This is a genomic window from Streptomyces dysideae (genome assembly GCF_001514305.1).
Lineage (GTDB): Bacteria > Actinomycetota > Actinomycetes > Streptomycetales > Streptomycetaceae > Streptomyces > Streptomyces dysideae.
Window position 1 is genome coordinate 22,099 of sequence record NZ_KQ949117.1, and the last position, 15,651, is coordinate 37,749.

Annotated in this window: 13 protein-coding genes and 6 pseudogenes; 14 read left to right on the top strand and 5 right to left on the bottom strand. The window is 69.8% G+C overall.

Annotated features, from left to right (window positions below):
• Window positions 1–233 precede the first annotated feature (233 nt).
• Window positions 234–896 (top strand): annotated as a pseudogene (locus AQJ91_RS41395) (SidA/IucD/PvdA family monooxygenase); the annotation flags it as partial.
• Window positions 897–1,341: 445 nt separating this feature from the next.
• Window positions 1,342–1,757: pseudogene (locus AQJ91_RS56780) on the top strand (MFS transporter); the annotation flags it as partial.
• A gap of 91 nt (window positions 1,758–1,848) precedes the next feature.
• On the opposite strand, the gene AQJ91_RS41400 reads toward AQJ91_RS56780, so the two are convergent.
• Both AQJ91_RS41400 and AQJ91_RS51105 read right to left on the bottom strand, forming a co-directional pair.
• A complete protein-coding gene (locus AQJ91_RS41400) occupies window positions 1,849–2,412 on the bottom strand; it encodes a DinB family protein (protein WP_067033119.1) in 564 nt (187 codons plus the stop codon).
• Window positions 2,413–2,519: 107 nt separating this feature from the next.
• A pseudogene (locus tag AQJ91_RS51105) lies at window positions 2,520–2,675 on the bottom strand (IS5/IS1182 family transposase); the annotation flags it as partial.
• Here AQJ91_RS51105 and AQJ91_RS41405 point away from each other — a divergent pair.
• From AQJ91_RS41405 to AQJ91_RS41435, 8 genes and pseudogenes are all read left to right on the top strand, one after another.
• Window positions 2,675–3,113: pseudogene (locus tag AQJ91_RS41405) on the top strand (PIN domain-containing protein); the annotation flags it as partial. The pseudogenes AQJ91_RS51105 and AQJ91_RS41405 overlap by 1 nt on opposite strands.
• Before the next feature lie 368 nt (window positions 3,114–3,481).
• Entirely contained in the window at window positions 3,482–4,768 is a 1,287-nt protein-coding gene (locus AQJ91_RS41410) for a hypothetical protein (RefSeq protein WP_067033121.1), read from the top strand.
• A gap of 373 nt (window positions 4,769–5,141) precedes the next feature.
• A pseudogene (locus AQJ91_RS56785) lies at window positions 5,142–5,264 on the top strand (M20 family peptidase); the annotation flags it as partial.
• Window positions 5,265–5,694: 430 nt separating this feature from the next.
• Entirely contained in the window at window positions 5,695–6,036 is a 342-nt protein-coding gene (locus AQJ91_RS54115; protein WP_159054777.1) for a hypothetical protein, read from the top strand.
• Window positions 6,033–6,686, top strand: coding sequence for a YeeE/YedE family protein (locus tag AQJ91_RS41420; RefSeq protein ID WP_067033125.1), 654 nt, complete (start codon window positions 6,033–6,035; stop codon window positions 6,684–6,686). The genes AQJ91_RS54115 and AQJ91_RS41420 overlap by 4 nt, the downstream gene beginning before the upstream one ends.
• Window positions 6,686–7,102: a YeeE/YedE thiosulfate transporter family protein gene (locus AQJ91_RS41425; RefSeq protein ID WP_067033126.1), complete on the top strand. Its 417-nt coding sequence runs from the start codon at window positions 6,686–6,688 to the stop codon at window positions 7,100–7,102. Before AQJ91_RS41420 ends, AQJ91_RS41425 begins: the two co-directional genes overlap by 1 nt.
• 346 nt (window positions 7,103–7,448) lie before the next feature.
• Entirely contained in the window at window positions 7,449–7,715 is a 267-nt protein-coding gene (locus tag AQJ91_RS41430) for a ribbon-helix-helix domain-containing protein (protein ID WP_067033238.1), read from the top strand.
• Window positions 7,712–8,155: a PIN domain-containing protein gene (locus tag AQJ91_RS41435; protein ID WP_059413910.1), complete on the top strand. Its 444-nt coding sequence runs from the start codon at window positions 7,712–7,714 to the stop codon at window positions 8,153–8,155. Before AQJ91_RS41430 ends, AQJ91_RS41435 begins: the two co-directional genes overlap by 4 nt.
• A gap of 439 nt (window positions 8,156–8,594) precedes the next feature.
• Here the strand turns inward: AQJ91_RS41435 and AQJ91_RS41440 are convergent, their stop codons facing one another.
• Entirely contained in the window at window positions 8,595–10,280 is a 1,686-nt protein-coding gene (locus tag AQJ91_RS41440; RefSeq protein ID WP_067033128.1) for a ribonuclease J, read from the bottom strand.
• A 93-nt stretch (window positions 10,281–10,373) separates the two neighbouring features.
• Entirely contained in the window at window positions 10,374–11,003 is a 630-nt protein-coding gene (locus AQJ91_RS41445; RefSeq protein ID WP_067033130.1) for an antibiotic biosynthesis monooxygenase family protein, read from the bottom strand.
• A gap of 367 nt (window positions 11,004–11,370) precedes the next feature.
• Here AQJ91_RS41445 and AQJ91_RS41450 point away from each other — a divergent pair, with 367 nt between their 5' ends.
• The 4 genes and pseudogenes from AQJ91_RS41450 to AQJ91_RS41465 all read left to right on the top strand — a co-directional run.
• Window positions 11,371–11,817 (top strand): MerR family transcriptional regulator, encoded by a 447-nt coding sequence (locus AQJ91_RS41450; RefSeq protein ID WP_067033132.1) that lies wholly within the window; start codon window positions 11,371–11,373, stop codon window positions 11,815–11,817.
• The gene (locus AQJ91_RS41455; RefSeq protein ID WP_067033134.1) at window positions 11,814–13,415 is read left to right on the top strand and encodes a peptide chain release factor 3; all 1,602 of its coding nucleotides are present in this window, start codon (window positions 11,814–11,816) and stop codon (window positions 13,413–13,415) included. Before AQJ91_RS41450 ends, AQJ91_RS41455 begins: the two co-directional genes overlap by 4 nt.
• 432 nt (window positions 13,416–13,847) lie before the next feature.
• Entirely contained in the window at window positions 13,848–14,633 is a 786-nt protein-coding gene (locus AQJ91_RS54880; RefSeq protein WP_199848158.1) for a hypothetical protein, read from the top strand.
• 46 nt (window positions 14,634–14,679) lie between these two features.
• Window positions 14,680–14,876: pseudogene (locus AQJ91_RS41465) on the top strand (VOC family protein); the annotation flags it as partial.
• Between the two features lie 83 nt (window positions 14,877–14,959).
• Here the strand turns inward: AQJ91_RS41465 and AQJ91_RS41470 are convergent.
• Entirely contained in the window at window positions 14,960–15,376 is a 417-nt protein-coding gene (locus AQJ91_RS41470; RefSeq protein WP_067033138.1) for a MerR family transcriptional regulator, read from the bottom strand.
• Window positions 15,377–15,651 lie beyond the last annotated feature (275 nt).

Sequence of the window (15,651 nt, forward strand, 5' to 3'; positions counted from 1 at the left end):
CGCTCTTACGGGCACGCTATGGGCACGACGTCGTGGAGCGGCGGGATAGTGCGTGAGCACGATGTTCGATGCCTCTGGTTCGGCTCGCTCCGCTTTCTGCTCGCTGTCCGGCGGGGTGGGGATGGTGGCGTGGAGCCGCTGGAGGGCGTCGGGGGTCAGTGCGTGGTCGATCCAGCGACCGCGGCGGCTGCCGGTGATCAGGCCGGCCTCGCGGAGCACCTTCAGGTGGTAGCCCCTTCCTGCCCGCTGTCCCGGGGCGTGCCGAGTTCGTCGGGCGCCAGCTGCACACCGTCGAGTACCGCAGCCCCCGCGACTTCGCCGGACAGCGAGTCGTCGTGGTCGGCGGCGGCAACTCCGGCGCCCAGATCGCCGCCGACCTCGCCTATGACACCGAACTGACCTGGGTCACCCAACGCCCACCCCGGTTCCTCGCCGACGACATCGACGGCCGCGCCCTGTTCGACGTGGCCACCGCTCGTCGCCGCGCCTTGGACGAGGGCCGTACCGACACCGAAGGCGTGATGTCGCTGGGCGACATCGTCGCCGTACCGCCGGTGCGGGAGGCCCGGGACGCCGGGCTGCTGAAGGCATCGCCCATGTTCGTGCGCCTGGACCGCGACGGCGTCGTCTGGGCCGACGGCACGCGAGCACCGGCCGACGCGGTCATCTGGTGCACCGGCTTCCGCCCGGCGCTCCCGCACCTGGCGCCCCTGGGGCTACGCGGGCGGCGCGGCCACATCCCCACCGCGGGAACACGCGCTCCCGGCGAACCGCTCCTGCACCTGCTCGGCTACGGCGACTGGACCGGGCCGGCCTCCGCCACGCTCATCGGCGTGGGCCGCCCGGCGCGTGACGCGGCCCGGGAGATCGCCGAACTGCTCGCGCCCAACCGGTGATCGGGCTGTCAGCTCAGCGTGCTGACGACCTTGCGCACCTCGGCGGCAACGGACTCCGGTAGGCGCGCGTAGTGAATGCGCGCCAGCGATTTCTGGCCCTCGTCGCCGGCGGCGTACGTCAGGAACGACTTGAGCGAGGGCAGAGTCGCGGCCAGGTTGCCCCCTGTCGCACACGATCTCGTAGCTGACCAGGACGATCGCCGCGCGGCCTGCTGGTGGTCCAGGACGGGCAGGAGGCCCCGAACGGTACGCGCACGGCGACCGGCCTCAAGTGCGTCGACCTCGGTGCCGTGGTGGACGCCACCGACATGTGATCCTCTACGGCCGCCGGGCGCACTCCCGGCGGCCGTACGCGCCGCTCAGCCCAGGTTGCCGAGTATCTGCCCCATGGCCGCGACCACGGCCGGCTCCACCCGGTATCCTAAAGGGCCCGGGGGACCCCAGGTGGGGCGAGGACCGAGTCCGCGCCCTCACGATCGTCACCCTCGCCGAACACCTCAGCCGGCGCATTACGTACACGGTCCTGGCGGCGATCCTCGCGGCCGTCACCATCCCGGCCCACGCCCTCGCCCTGCGCGCCCCCTGGCCACCCGCGTCGGCACCCCCGACTCAACAGAGGTCGGCAGCAGGTCAGTTGCCCGAAGCCGTCCCTTCGTCCTGCTCGCCGGCGCACTCACCCTCAACGGCTTCGCGATGTACGCCGTCGTCATCGCCCTCGTCCCCCTCCTCGCCGAACGCGGCACGAGCCCCACCGCAGCAGCCTGGGCCCTCGGCCTCGGCGGCGCGGGCCAGACTCTCGGCCGAACCCTCTACACCACCCTCGCCCGCCACACCGGCGTCACCACCCGCACGGTCACGCTTCAAGAGGGCGCAGCTTCACTGAAGCTCGCAGCCACGGAGCGTCACGGAGTCCACGTAGGGTTCCGAAGCTCGGTCGCCGGTTACCGGAAAGTCATATTCGGCGCGGTACGGCTCCGTCCTGCCGGCGGTAGAGGTCGCGCAGCAGGGAAATCTCGGCGCCGTGATGGATCAGCTCCCTGTTGACGTGCAGGACGATGCCCTCCATGGGAAACCGCTCGGGACCCACCGTGGGCGGATTCTCCAGGTCAGCGTCCGAGAGCCCGCGGACCCCCGCGTTCCATCTCCCATACATCTCATCGAGCTGTTTTAGCGCCTCGTCAGCGGTCCCCGCGTAGGCGAATGTCTGGGAGTCGACGTCCTGGCCGCCGAAGTGCCATCCGACCCGATAGCCCAGGCAGGAGACGATGATGTGCGCCAGCCGCCAGGCAATCGTGGTCACCGGCGCCGGCACCGGGTCAGGGGACGCGGAGTCCATCGTCCATTCCCCCGAACCTGCCGACATCGGTGCGGCCGACGTGCCACGTGGGCGGATGCTCCAGCAGCCACGCACCGGCTCCCAGAAGTACTCCTCATCGGCAAGACCGTGCAGTCGCGGCCGCAGGTTCTTGTGCCAGTGCCGGTCCAACTGGTCCGCGATTCGCTCGCTTCTTGTCATTTCCGCACACTACATACAGAGACCTGGACCTGGCTGCGACCCTCGCGGACGCCGTCGCCGTCCGTGGGCCGCGAGAGCGTACAGTCCCGTCTTGGAGCCCTCTTTGACGCCCGGATGTGGGAGCTGTCGACCGCCGCCCGGGAGAAGTCCAGGGCGGCCGCGCCGCGGAGCTTGGCGAGGAGGACATCGTGCAGCCGGGGCCACACACCAGCCTCGGTCCACTCGGCCAGGCGCCGCCAGCATGTCATCCCCGAACCGCCGCCTGATCAACGTCATGGCCGACACGTCCGGCCTCTTGGCGGCCCTGGACTTCACCCAGCCGGGGCTCGGGGTGGCCGGCGAGGCGATCACGACAGCTGGTCTCCTGATCCTGTCCCCACTCCTGCTCGCAGAACTCGATCACGTCGCCACACGCGAGTTCGGCCGAGAGGCCGCACCCAGCGGTCGACGACCTGCGGCGCCGACTGAGCCGAGGCCGTGTTGTCATGCCGGAGACCACGGAGGACCATTTGAACTCCGTGCAGTCCGTTCGCGCTCGCTACGACGCGCTGGACCTCGACCTGGCCGACGCCGTGAACGTGGCGCTGGCCGCCGGCCACGAGACCGACGCAATCCTCACCTCGACCGGCGCGATTTCCGAGCAGTACGTCCCCTGGGCCGTCACAGGGCATTTCCGCGTACTGCCCGACGGCCTGCCGCTCCGACGGGAACGCCCCGGCGCCGAAGTCCTGTCCAACAGGCACGACTTGGGCAGCCACCGCTGCTGCGGGGTGTGCTGAGAAGGGTGTGTCCTGGCCCTGTCAGGCAGTTCGCCGCCGTGCCGGGGCCTGACAGCTCCCGGACAGGGTGTGATGAGATGGCTCACAGAAAAAGTGCGGCCTCCGCGTGCAACTGTCCCCGTACATGCCATTTACTCGTACGCTCTGGAGGCTTTTCCGGCAGGGGTGCGAGAAACCACCTGTGGCCTTGACCATGCAGGTCATACGATCGCTGAGGCGTCGCACCGCGTGAGCACTCCGCAAGCGCGATGCCCATCGCACTTTTTCCGCCACCCGACCAGGGGTCCATTGTGAAGATTCGCCGTGTTCTCGCAACTGCCGTCGCCGCCGCCGTGACCGCCCCGGTCGTCCTCCTCTCGGCCGTGCCCGCCTTCGCCGACGAGAAGCCGGCCGCGCAGACGCAGAAGGCGAAGCCGACGATCGAAGAGCTCGAGCAGGCCGTCGACCTCGCGCAGAAGGAGTACGACGCCGCCGTCATCGCGGTGAACGACGCCATCAAGTTCTTTGAGGAGGACCTGGAGGCGGAGACCTACCCGACCAAGGCCGCGGTCATCGAGACCGAGAAGGCCGCCGAGGTCGCCGCCAAGGCCAAGACCGAGGCCGATCAGGCCGTCGTGGACGCCCAGGCCAAGCTGGACGCCGCCACCACCGACGAGGAGAAGGCCGCGGCGCAGACGGCGCTGGACGAGGCCGAGAAGGCCGCCCGGGAGGCCGCAGAGGCCAAGACGGCCGCCGACACCAAGGCCACCGAGGCGAGGACCGCCCACGACGATGCCCGCGTCGCCCAGGTCCGAAAGATCGACCTTCTCCAGAAGGCGAGGGACGAGGCCAAGAAGAAGCTGGACGACGCGAAGAAGGCGCTGGCGGATGCCGAGGCCGAGGAGGGGGAGGAGCCGGGTGGCGAGTGCGTCCCCGAGCCCAAGCTCACCACCGTCGTCAGCGGACTGCCGGACAAGGTCGTCGGCGGAACCACGGAGAACTTCACGCTGCGCGTCACCAACGGCACCAACAAGACGATGGACGAGGTGTACCCGTACGGAGCCGTCCACGCCTTCGACGACGAGGGCCTCAAGGAACTCGACTCCCACCTCGACCTGGAGTGGTCCACGGCCGCGAACCCGAACTGGCGCGACGTCGACCTGTCGGCCGGAGTGTCCGTCGGCTCCCTCAAGGCCAGGACCTCGGTCGACGTCAAGCTGCGGCTGAAGGTCGACGCAGACATCCCGGCCGGGCAGGGCGCCGTCTTCGCTACGGCCGACTACGTCAACGAGGACGGGTCTTGCGGCGGTTACCCGGACCTCGACCACTACGAGTTCCAGATCCTGGCCAAGGGCAGCGACCCGGGCAAGGTCGAGGACGCCGAGGGCAAGCCCGGCAAGACCGACAACACAGCCGAGCAGGGCGGCACATCCACCACTCCGGTGAACGGAACCGGCGGTAGCGGCAGCGGCTCGCTCGCCGAGACCGGTTCGAGCGACGTTCTGCCGCAGGTGGCCCTGGCCGGCGGCGCGGCGCTCGTGCTCGGCGTCGGCGCGGTGGTCGTCACCCGTCGCCGCAATGCGGGCGCCGACGCCTGACCGGCACAGTGAGACGCGACCGGGCCCGTTCCCCGAGGGGAGGCGGGCCCGGCCTGTCTCCCGGTCCGAGTGCTTGATCACAGCTGGGCCGGCGCTCAGTGCCGGAGCGGTCACCTCATAGGGCCGTCGGTCCAGAAACAGCACACGGTGTGCTGACGCACGCGGGACATCAGGGTTGGCAGTGGACGGGACAGAGTCGGCGGCGCTCTGCCGGCTCGTGATGCTTCAGTACACCCGTTCTGAATGGCCGAATTCCTCGGCAGGCTTTTCGGTGACGCCTCGTTCCAGGAGGAAACGATCAGCCTTGTCCTGCCGGAACGTGTGTCCTTCCTCAACTGGCGAGCGACGACCTGCCCGACGCCGCCGTCGGCCGGACGCCGACTTCGTCGCCGCCCGCGGCCTTCCGGTGCTTTGCGGCATGGGCGCGGTCGGCGGTCCCGCCCACGCCCAGGGCGAGTTCATCCACCCCGATACGTGCCCGCACCGCATCTGGTGACGGGTGCGCACTGCACGACCTGGCCAGGCAGACCGGCGACGGCTCCGACGATGCCGCACAGTTGACCGTGCAGGGCAAGGTACCGAGCCTCACTGTATGCATGGGACACGAGATGAGGCGAGTCCACAAACTGCGTCGAGTGGCATCCGCGCCACAGGCGTGGTCGTGGATGTCCGGGAGACGACGGATGGCGACGGCGACGCCCAACTGCCCCGACCACAGCCGCGTGTCCGTGCATTGCGTGCCACGCTCGGAATCCTCGCCCGAACCGTCCGACACGAGTCTCTTGCGTGACGCCGGGTGCCCGTTGCACCTGCCGGTTGGGCAGTGCTTGACTTCGCAGGCTCGGTGACTGTGCGACAGGCACGAACAGCTAGAACCGACGACAGCTACCCCGCGTATGGGCGGTTCACGTCGGAAAGGAGAATGCGTGAGTTGCTTACACGCGGCCAGGTGTCCCCTTTTCCCCTACCTCAGGTCGAGTCTGCGGGGCTGGCGCGACTACTACTGCGACAGCGAACACGAGTGGCGTGACTGTGCGCGCTACCGGATGTCGCTCACCGGTGAGCGCGTGCCGATCAGCCTGCTGCCCAACGGAAGAACGGCGCGCTACATCGACTTCACGGGTACCGCCACGTCCCCCTCGGATCCGTCCACCCCCGCCACCTCCGTTCCGCAGTCACCCGACCCCATCGACCGGCCCGGCTCACGGGAGTCCGGCTCCGGGGGCGGCTGGAGCCGGTTCGTCACGTGGATGAGAGGCTCCGCATGAGTACCTACTGGCCCTGGTGGGCGGGGGCCGTCGGGCTGGCCGCGCTGACCGTCGGCTACACCCTCGCCACCGATCGGTCCTTCGGCGTCTCGGGCGCGTGGGACCGTGTGCTGCACTGGCGCCGCGAACGCGAACTCGAGCGGACGGAGGAGGAGTTCGCCGACGAACACGCTCTCACCGCCGCGCTCGTCAAGGCCGGCGCTGACCATTTCGCCACCCTCGCGGCCGAACCGGCCCCACCGCATCAGTCGCATGTGGAGCCGTCGTCGGGCCCGCCCGACGAACCGTCGGCGGCTGAGGACCCGGCGGTCACGCGTCAGCGCCCAGCCCCGTTGGTCACCCAGGCTGCCCTGCTGATATCGATTTTCCTCGGCGGGTTGATCGCCTCCCTCGCCTCCGGGCGGTTCCACCTCCGCCTCGACATGGGACCGGGTTTCCGGAACCTGGTCACGGCCAACCCGGTCGGCATGGTCGTCCTGCTGTTCGCGGGAGGCGTGCTGGTCGGCTTCGGTGCCCGACTGGCCGGTGGTTGCAGCTCCGGCCACGGGCTCAACGGCTGTGGTCGGCTCGACCCGGTCAGCATCGTGGCGACGGCGACGTTCTTCGGTGCCGCCGTCGCGGTGTCGTTCCTCCTGTGGAAGGTGATCTGATGCGTACCCGGGGCGGAATCCTGCTGGCCAACATCGTCACCGGGTTGGCGCTCGGCTTCACCGTCACCAGCATCGGCTTCGGTGACTACGCCGAACTGAACCGCATGTTCACCTTCCAGGACCCGCGGATGCTCCTGTCGTTCGCCGGAGCAATCGTGATCATCGTGTGCGTTTTCGCTCTGCTGCGGGTCCGTCGCACCCCGGGGCGCATCCACGCCGGAGTGATCCCCGGCGCAGTACTGTTCGGCACGGGATGGGCGATCTCCGGTGGCTGCCCGGCGATCCCGATCATCCAGGTCTCCAGCGGTTACCTGCCCGCACTGGTCACGATCGTCGGCATCGTCGTCGGCGTCCGGCTGTGCCGCTGGGCCAGGGGCCGGCACCTTCGCATCGACAGCGGCTCGTGCGAACTGTGAGACCCGGCCGGAGCCGAGCCGCCCTGCCATGACCGAACCGGGCAACTCCGGTCGGCATACGGGCACGGTGGTCATCGTTGTCGACGACACGCCGAGCCCTTCAACCACGAAGTTCACCGAGAGTTCGACGCCATCACACAGAGGGCCAGAAGGGGCCGAGTCCGGTCGACATCCTGGCGCCGCCACTGCCCACGCTGAGCCTCGCCGCACGTGGCCCGATCGAGGTGCGCACTCCACGAGTGGAGACCCGCACGCTCATCCCAGGCACACCGACACGGAAACCGAACCCCATGACGTACCCCTCTCCGCGGATACATCATTCCGGTACATGGACTACTCTTGGTACATGTCCATGAAGCGCACCAACGTCTACGCCGACCCCGAGGACCTGGCCATCATCAAGGAGGCCGCCAAGCGCCGAGGTATAAGCGAGGCCGAGATCATCCGCCAGGGCATCCACCTTGCAGCCATGGCGAACCGGGTCTGGGACGAGCCGCTGTTCTCCCGCACCTTCGAGGGGCCGGGGCGCACGCTGTCCAAGTCGGAGGTACGGGACACGGTCGCCGAGGCCGTCCGGCGCGAGAACGGCCCAGGATCCGGATCCGCCGCGTGATCATTGTCATCGCCGATACGTCCGGCCTTCTGGCAGCCCTGGACTCGGCCCATCCGGAACACCGGGCGGCGAACGAGGCGATCATGGCGGCAGGCCTGCTGATCATGTCTCCGCTCCTGTTGGCCGAACTGGATCACGTGGCGACGCGTGAGCTCGGCAGGGAGGCCGCCCTCAGCGCGGTCGACGACCTGCGGCGCTGGATGAGCCGGGGTCGTGTCGTCATGCCGGAGATCACGGAGGACCACCTGGGTGCCGCCCAGTCTGTCCGTGTCCGCTACCGCGCGCTGGACCTAGACCTTGCCGACGCGGTGAACGTGGCGCTTGCCGCCGACTACGACACGGACGCGATTCTCACCCTCGACCGACGCGACTTCCGGGCCGTACGCCCGTTGGGCCGCTACAAGGCGTTCCGGGTACTCCCCGACGACCTCCCGCTCTGACGCAGGACCCTCGGCGGTCAAGTGCCCGCTCCCACAAGGGGCTTGTGCACCGCCCACGACCAAGCACGTGCAGGACAGGCATCCGCCATGGCCCAGGAACAGCGGGCTGAGGGCTCGCCTCCGGCTCATCCACGTGAAAGTGCAGGTCAGCGCCACGCTGCGATGTGATTGGGGCACCCCCTCAAGGCGCGCGTGCCCTCTGCGTGCCCAATCTCGGGGTACTCGCAGAACGCAGCAACGGATCGCTTGGGGCACGCCGTCGAGATATGGCGGACTGGTGGGTGGCCGATCGCTTCGACGTAGATGGGCGTGCCTGGATCCGGGAGCCCCTTGTGGGCGCCGTTGTGAGTGCGAACGTGCGCGGCGTCAGTCGGCGGTCAGTGCGATCGCGTCGGGGACGGCGTCGAACGCCTCGCATTCCCCGGCTCCGTAGCTCCCATCAGGCGTCGATGATGACGGGGATGATCAGCGGCCTGCGGCGGTGGGTGCGGAAGGCCCAGTTGGCCACGGCACGGGCGATGAGCTGTTCGAGCTGGCGGGCGTCGCCGACGCCTTCCTGGGCGGCGTTGGCCAGCGTCTTCTCGATGACCGGGACGACCGGCTCGAAGGTGCTCGCGTCGTGGACGAAGCCGCGGGCCAGGAAGTCGGGGGCCTCGGCGAGGGCGCCGGTGTCGGCGTCGACGATGGCCACGACCGTGACGACGCCCTCCTCGGCGAGGGTGACGCGGTCCTTGAGGGACGCCTCCGTGGCGCCGCCGACTTCCATGCCCTCCACGTAGACGTTGCCCGCGGGCACCTTGCCGGTGATGGAGGCGCGGCCGTCGACGAGGTCGACGACGACACCGTCCTCGGCGATGACGACCCGGTCGGGGTCGACGCCGGTACGGATGGCGAGGTCGGCGTTGGCCCGCAGGTGGCGCCACTCGCCGTGGACGGGCATGACGTTGCGGGGTTGGACGATGTTGTAGCAGTAGACGAGTTCCCCGGCGCTGGCGTGGCCGGAGACGTGCACCTTGGCGTTGCCCTTGTGGACGACGTTGGCGCCCCACCGGGTCAGGCCGTTGATCACCCGGTAGATGGCGTTCTCGTTGCCGGGGATGAGGGAGCTGGCGAGCAGGACGGTGTCGCCCTTGCCGATACGGATCGCATGGTCGCGGTTGGCCATCCGCGACAGCGCCGCCATCGGCTCACCCTGGGAGCCCGTGCACACCAGCGTGACCTGGCGGTCCGGCAGCTTCTCCAGTTCCTTGGCGTTCACGACCAGGCCGGGCGGGACCCTGAGGTAGCCCAGGTCGCGGGCGATGCCCATGTTGCGGACCATCGAGCGGCCCACGAAGGCCACCTTGCGGCCGTGCTGGTGGGCGGCGTCCAGGACCTGCTGGATGCGGTGCACATGACTGGCGAAGCTGGAGACGATGACCCGGCGGGGTGCGGTGCGCATCACCTGCTCGATCGCGGGGTTCAGTTCGCGTTCGGAGGTGGTGAAGCCGGGGACCTCGGCGTTGGTGGAGTCGGTGAGGAACAGGTCCACGCCCTCCTCGCCGAGGCGGGCGAAGGCGCGCAGGTCGGTGATCCGGTCGTCCAGGGGGAACTGGTCCATCTTGAAGTCACCGGTGTGCAGCACCAGGCCGGCCCCGGTACGCAGGGCCACCGCGAGGCCGTCCGGGATGGAGTGGTTGACGGCCACGAACTCGCAGTCGAAGGGACCGAAGCCACGCCGCTCGCCCTCGCGCACACGCACCGAGCGGGGCTTGATCCCGTGCTCCTTGAGCTTGGCCTCGAGGAAGGCGAGGGTGAGCTTCGAGCCGACGACGGGGATGTCCGCCCGCTCTCGCAGCAGATAGGGCACACCGCCGATGTGGTCTTCGTGGCCGTGGGTGAGGACGACGGCGACGATGTCGTCGAGGCGGTCCCGGATCGAGGTGAAGTCGGGCAGGATCACGTCCACGCCGGGCTGGTTCTCCTCCGGGAACAGCACACCGCAGTCCACGATCAGCAGCTTGCCTGCATGTTCGAAGACGGTCATGTTGCGACCGATTTCGCCCAGGCCGCCCAGAGCGGTGACCCTGAGTCCTCCGTCAGGCAGTGGCGGGGCGGCTTTGAGTTCTGGGTGCGGATGGCTCATACCCTCACGTTAACCGGAGAATCTGCCGGGATGATCCACTGCCTGCAGGGTGGCGGCGAGGCGCGGTGCGACGCACGTGCGCCTCGGTCACGGCTAGGGGAGGGACAGGGAGCGGTGGAGGCGGTAGCGCCCGCCGCCGGTGGGTCGTACGCCGGGCGTACTGGAGAAGATTTCGTGCCCCTTGTCGTGGTCACCGGACTCGGCGGCCTCTTGGTGCGCCTCGACGCTGGCCCACTCCGTGTACAGCAGGACACGGCTGCCGTCGGCGCTGCGCAGGAAGTGGGCCGAGATCGCGCCGGGGTGCCCGCCTTCCTTCGGCTGGGCAGCGATCACCGCGTCGGTGAAGGAACGCTGCCGCTCAGGTCCGTCGACATCGAAGGCGGCCGTGATCAGGCAACCGGGGACGCGGGTCTCGGCCTCCTCGGCCATGCTGCGGTACAGCCGGTAGCGGGGCGGGCCGGCCAAGGGTGCGGCGTAGCCGCCGCCCCGTAGAAACGCGTCGTGCGCCACGGCGCTCTCCCACTGTGCGAGCGACAGCACGGTCTCGCCGTCTGTGCTCGCGAACCAGCTCACGGCAGACAGACCGCGTGGCGGGGAGGTGCCGTCCAGCGCATGCACCTCGGCATCGACGACAGCTTGCTGCCGGTCGGGCCCTCCGACATACCGTGTGCCGATCACGGCGGTACCGGCGCGGGCGATGTCCGGGAAGCGGTCGGTGGTCAACGCGGTCTCCCTGAAAGGTGAGGGGCGGTCGGGTCCCGACGATCATGCGGGGGTGGGGGCCTGGGTGGGCAACTGCTTTACCGAGCCCCAAGGCAGGCGTCGGGCGCGGGCGCGACGGACCGACTGACGGGGTTCAGGCCGGGGCAGCCGCATCCGCGGCATCGGGCCGGTGGCCCGTGGCCGGGTGCGAGTGGGTGGACGGCAGCGCCACCCCGAGGGGGAGTTGGGGCGACGCTGCCGAGACGACGACGGCAGCAGGCTGTCCGCGGCTGCCCTCGGTTCCACTCGCCTGCAAACCTAACCTAACGAGAGGGTAGGTTTGTAGTCCGGCAAGGGTGCCGGCATGTTGAGGCGAGGCGGTGGAGCCATGGGCGAGAAGCTGATGCAGATCGGCGAGGTGTCCGAGCGCACCGGGCTGTCGCTGCGGACGATCCGCCATTACGAGGACGTCGGCGTGGTCGCCCCCAGCGAGCGCAGCATGGGCGGCTTCCGCCTCTACACCGAGGCCGAGGTGCGCCGGCTGGCGCTGGTGCGGCGGATGCGGCCGCTGGGCTTCTGCCTCGACGACATCCGCGCCCTGCTGGACGTACTGGAACAACTTCCCGACGACGGCGGGCCGTTGCCGGAGAACGACGAGCAAGCGCACGAGGAACTGGTGGAACGGTTGCGTACCTACTGGGTGAAGGCCGACGCGCGGTGCGAGGACCTGCGCCGGCAGCTGGGGCAGGCGGAGGACTTCGCCCGCTCCCTGCACGGCCACCTGGCCCGGCTCGTGGACGCCACGGCCGCGGCGGACGCGGAGGCGGTGCGATGAGCCCGAACAGTGACTGGGCGGCCTCGGAGGCGGCCCGGCGGCGGACGTTCGCGGTGATCAGCCACCCGGACGCGGGCAAGTCCACCCTGACCGAGGCTCTCGCCCTGCATGCGCAGGCGATCACCGAGGCGGGCGCGGTGCACGGCAAGGCCGGGCGGCGCGGGGTGGCCTCGGACTGGATGGAGATGGAGAAGACCCGCGGGATTTCCGTCACCTCCGCGGTGCTGCAGTTCGCCCACCGGGGATGTGTGCTGAACCTGCTGGACACCCCCGGCCACGCGGACTTTTCCGAAGACACCTACCGGGTGCTGGCGGCGGTGGACTGCGCGGTGATGCTCATCGACGCGGCCAAGGGTCTGGAGGAGCAGACCCGCAAGCTCTTCGACGTCTGCCGGCACCGTGGCATCCCGGTGATCACGTTCGTCAACAAGTGGGACCGGCCCGGCCGTGAGGCCCTGGAGCTGTTGGACGAGATCGAGCGCGAATTCCGCCTCAAGCCCACCCCTCTCGTCTGGCCGGTCGGCGACGCCGGATACCTGCGCGGACTGATCGACGTACGAGAGCCGGGGCGCATGCTGCGCTATACCCGCACCCCCGGTGGCGCCCACGAGGCCATAGAGGCGCTGGTGCCCGCGCAGCGAGCCGCGCTGGAGGACGAAGCCGACTGGAGCAAGGCCGTCGAGGAACTGGACCTGCTCCAGGTCGATGGCGCCGTGCACGACCAGGAGGCGTTCCTGACGGGCCGGACCACACCGGTGTTCTTCGGCGCGGCGATCTCCAACATCGGCGTACGGCTGCTGCTGGACGCGATCGTCGACCTCGCCCCGCCGCCCGGGCCGCGCGAGCTGGAGGCCGGCGGCGCCCGGGCGGTGGACGCGCCGTTCTCCGGGCTGGTGTTCAAGGTGCAGGCCAACATGGACCCCGCCCACCGCGACCGGATCGCCTTCATGCGGGTCTGCTCGGGCATCTTCGAGCGCGGCATGACGGTCACCCGCGCCGCCTCCGGCAAGCCGTTCGCCACCAAGTACGCGCACAGCGTCTTCGGCCAGGACCGCTCCATGGTCGACATCGCCTACCCCGGCGACGTGGTCGGCCTCGTCAACGCCACCGCCCTGCGCGTCGGCGACACCCTCTACGCCGATCAGGCGGCGGTGTTCCCGGCGATGCCCACGTTCGCGCCCGAGCACTTCGCCGTGGCCCGCCCGGTCGACCTCTCCCGCTCCAAGCAGTTCCGGCGCGGCATCGCGCAGTTGGACGAGGAGGGTGTGGTCCAGGTTCTGGTCTCCGACGTGCGCGGGGACCAGGCGCCGGTGCTCGCGGCCGTGGGGCCGATGCAGTTCGACGTCGTCAGCGCGCGGATGGCCGGGGAGTTCTCCGCCGCCGTGAAGCTGGAGATGCTGCCCTACCGCCTGGCCCGCTCCACCGACGCGGCCGGCGCGGAGGCGCTCAACCGCTCCCGGATCGTCCAGGGCGAGGCTCTGACCCGCATCCGGGACAAGGCGCAGCTCGCTCTCTTCCCCGATCGTTGGCAGGCGGGTTCCTTCGAGCGGGAGTTCCCCGCTGCACGGCTGGACCACCTCATCGCCGCCCACGAGTAGATATTCGACGGTCGACGGTGGGTCGAGGATGCGTGTGATATCTCGATGCCTTCCAGACCGTGACCTTCAGCGACGGCGGCCGAGTCGGAGCCCGCGTCGACCTCGCTCGTGCGCTCGCCGCCGGAAGGCTGCACTGGGGCGACTGGCGGCTCTCCATGGCCTTGCGGTTCCCCGGGGCGGCGGAGGTGCCCGTTCCTCACGATCGCGCTTCCCGCCGCGCGTTTCCGCCGCCGGGGTCCGCCCGCATACGCGAGACCACTTGCCGAGGAGGACGGCCTCGCCCTGCGTCTGGGAACCGTCGATCCGGTTGCCGGAGTCCGGCGGCGCCTTCACCAAGTGCTCGGGCGGAGGAAAGCCCGACCCCGAAACCTACTCTCACGTGACGGTAGACTTCGGTGGGCAAGGGCTCTGCGGTGAGGAGGGCGGACGACCATGGCAGGTATGGCGGCGTGTCCGTCGTGCGGGGAGGCCGAGGACCTGCGCGGCGAACCCGTGGACGGCGATATCCGGATCACCTGTCTGAGCTGCGCCAGGCAGTGGATGCGCGGCGGTGTGCGCTGTGCGAACTGCGGCGGCCAGGACATCGTCCACCGCCCGCAGGCCATGACCCGGCACTCGCGCGGCACCCAGCTGTCCATCATCGGCTGGCGCGAACTCCCGCTGTGCCGCAGCTGCGACGCCGAGGTGCTGGAAACGTCCATCTCCCAGAACATCCCCGTGCCCAGCGACTACGTCGCCGCCTGTCTCGGCGCCGCCCAGAGCCCGGCGGTGGCTGCCGCGCCGCAGGCGGGCCCGCCTGCTCCCACGCCCGCGCCGAAACCCGCGCCCGCCGCCGCGGCCAAACCGGCTGCGGCCGCGGAGAGTTCACCGCCGCCGCGCGCCCCTGCCGGCCCGCGGCAGGCCCGGCCGAAGGCCACCGCGCCGTCGCCGTCCATGGTGCCCACCGTCCGGCAGGCCATCGCCGCATTCATGAGCGAGTCCTCCGGGCAGGCCGATGCCACCGCGATGCTGCTGCTGGGCACCCATCTCGGCTCTCACAACCGGCTGACCGTGCTGGAGGAGGACGGCGCCGCCGACCGGCTCGCCGAGTGGAGCCTCGGGCACTGGGGCGACGGCGGCGACCGCGCGCAGCGGTGCCTGAGCACGATCTGCCGGGCCGTCGACTTCTGGGGCGCCCGCGGCTGGCTCGCCTCCGACCCGGCCGCCGGCCTGCGCTGAGAGCGCCACCGGCCTCCGCTGAGCGTGGCACGAACGGAAGCAGCCCGCGGCCGAGGTTCTGGTCCAGGCCGACCCGCACGGCCAGTACCGGGCCGGATCAACCGCAACGACGGCGGGCGGGGTGTGTACTTCCTGGATCCGGCCGGTCACGGCCTGGAGGTCATCACCCGCCCGTACGGCAGTCACCCGGACTCGCCGCTGACCGGCGTCACCGAAGAGGTGCCGGGAACCGCAGGCGGCTGATCGTCACGCGGCCGGATGGCATCGAGGGGCGCGGACCGCCATGGACCGCGCCCCTCCTCTCGTACTATGACCGCCGGTGCGGCTCAGGCGCCCGAGCGGGCGTCGGCCTGCAGGCGGCGGCGGAGCGTGGTGGCGAAGTCCTCGGCCATCTCCAGGCGGGCCCGCAGGGTCTCGCAGCGGGCGTCGGCCACCTTGCGGTAGGAGTCCAGCCGCTCCCGCAGGCGCTCGCGCTCCTCGCCGGCGGGCGGGTCGTCGGTGGCGGCGAGGCGATCGGTGATGTCCAGCAAGTCGCGCATCTCCTCCAGGGAGAAGTCCAGCGGCTTCATCCGGCGGATCACCATCAGGCGCTCGACGTCGGACTCCGTATACAGCCGGAAGCCGCCCTTGCTGCGGGCCGAGGGGATCACCAGGCCCACTTCCTCGTAGTGCCGGATGGTGCGCAGAGACAAACCGGTCCGCTCGGCCACCTCACCGATCTGCATCTGCCGCTGATCCGTCATCGCCCCATGATCCCCTTCGTTGTTTCCTTCGATTTTCGAATCCATAAAGCAACCTGGCTTAAGTGAGATGAATCACAGGTTCGTGGCGGGGGTTTACCTGTGTTTCACAAGCCACAAGTCGCACTCTGCCCTCACGTCAGGGTAGAGTCTCTACGTGTTCACCGCCGCCGTCGAGAGTGACGGCAAGAGTGAACGCCATGGCGCGGGCCTCGACCGGGCCCCGATGGCATCCAAAGACTTCCGGGCCATGATGCCCGACCGGCAGCCGGACGGCT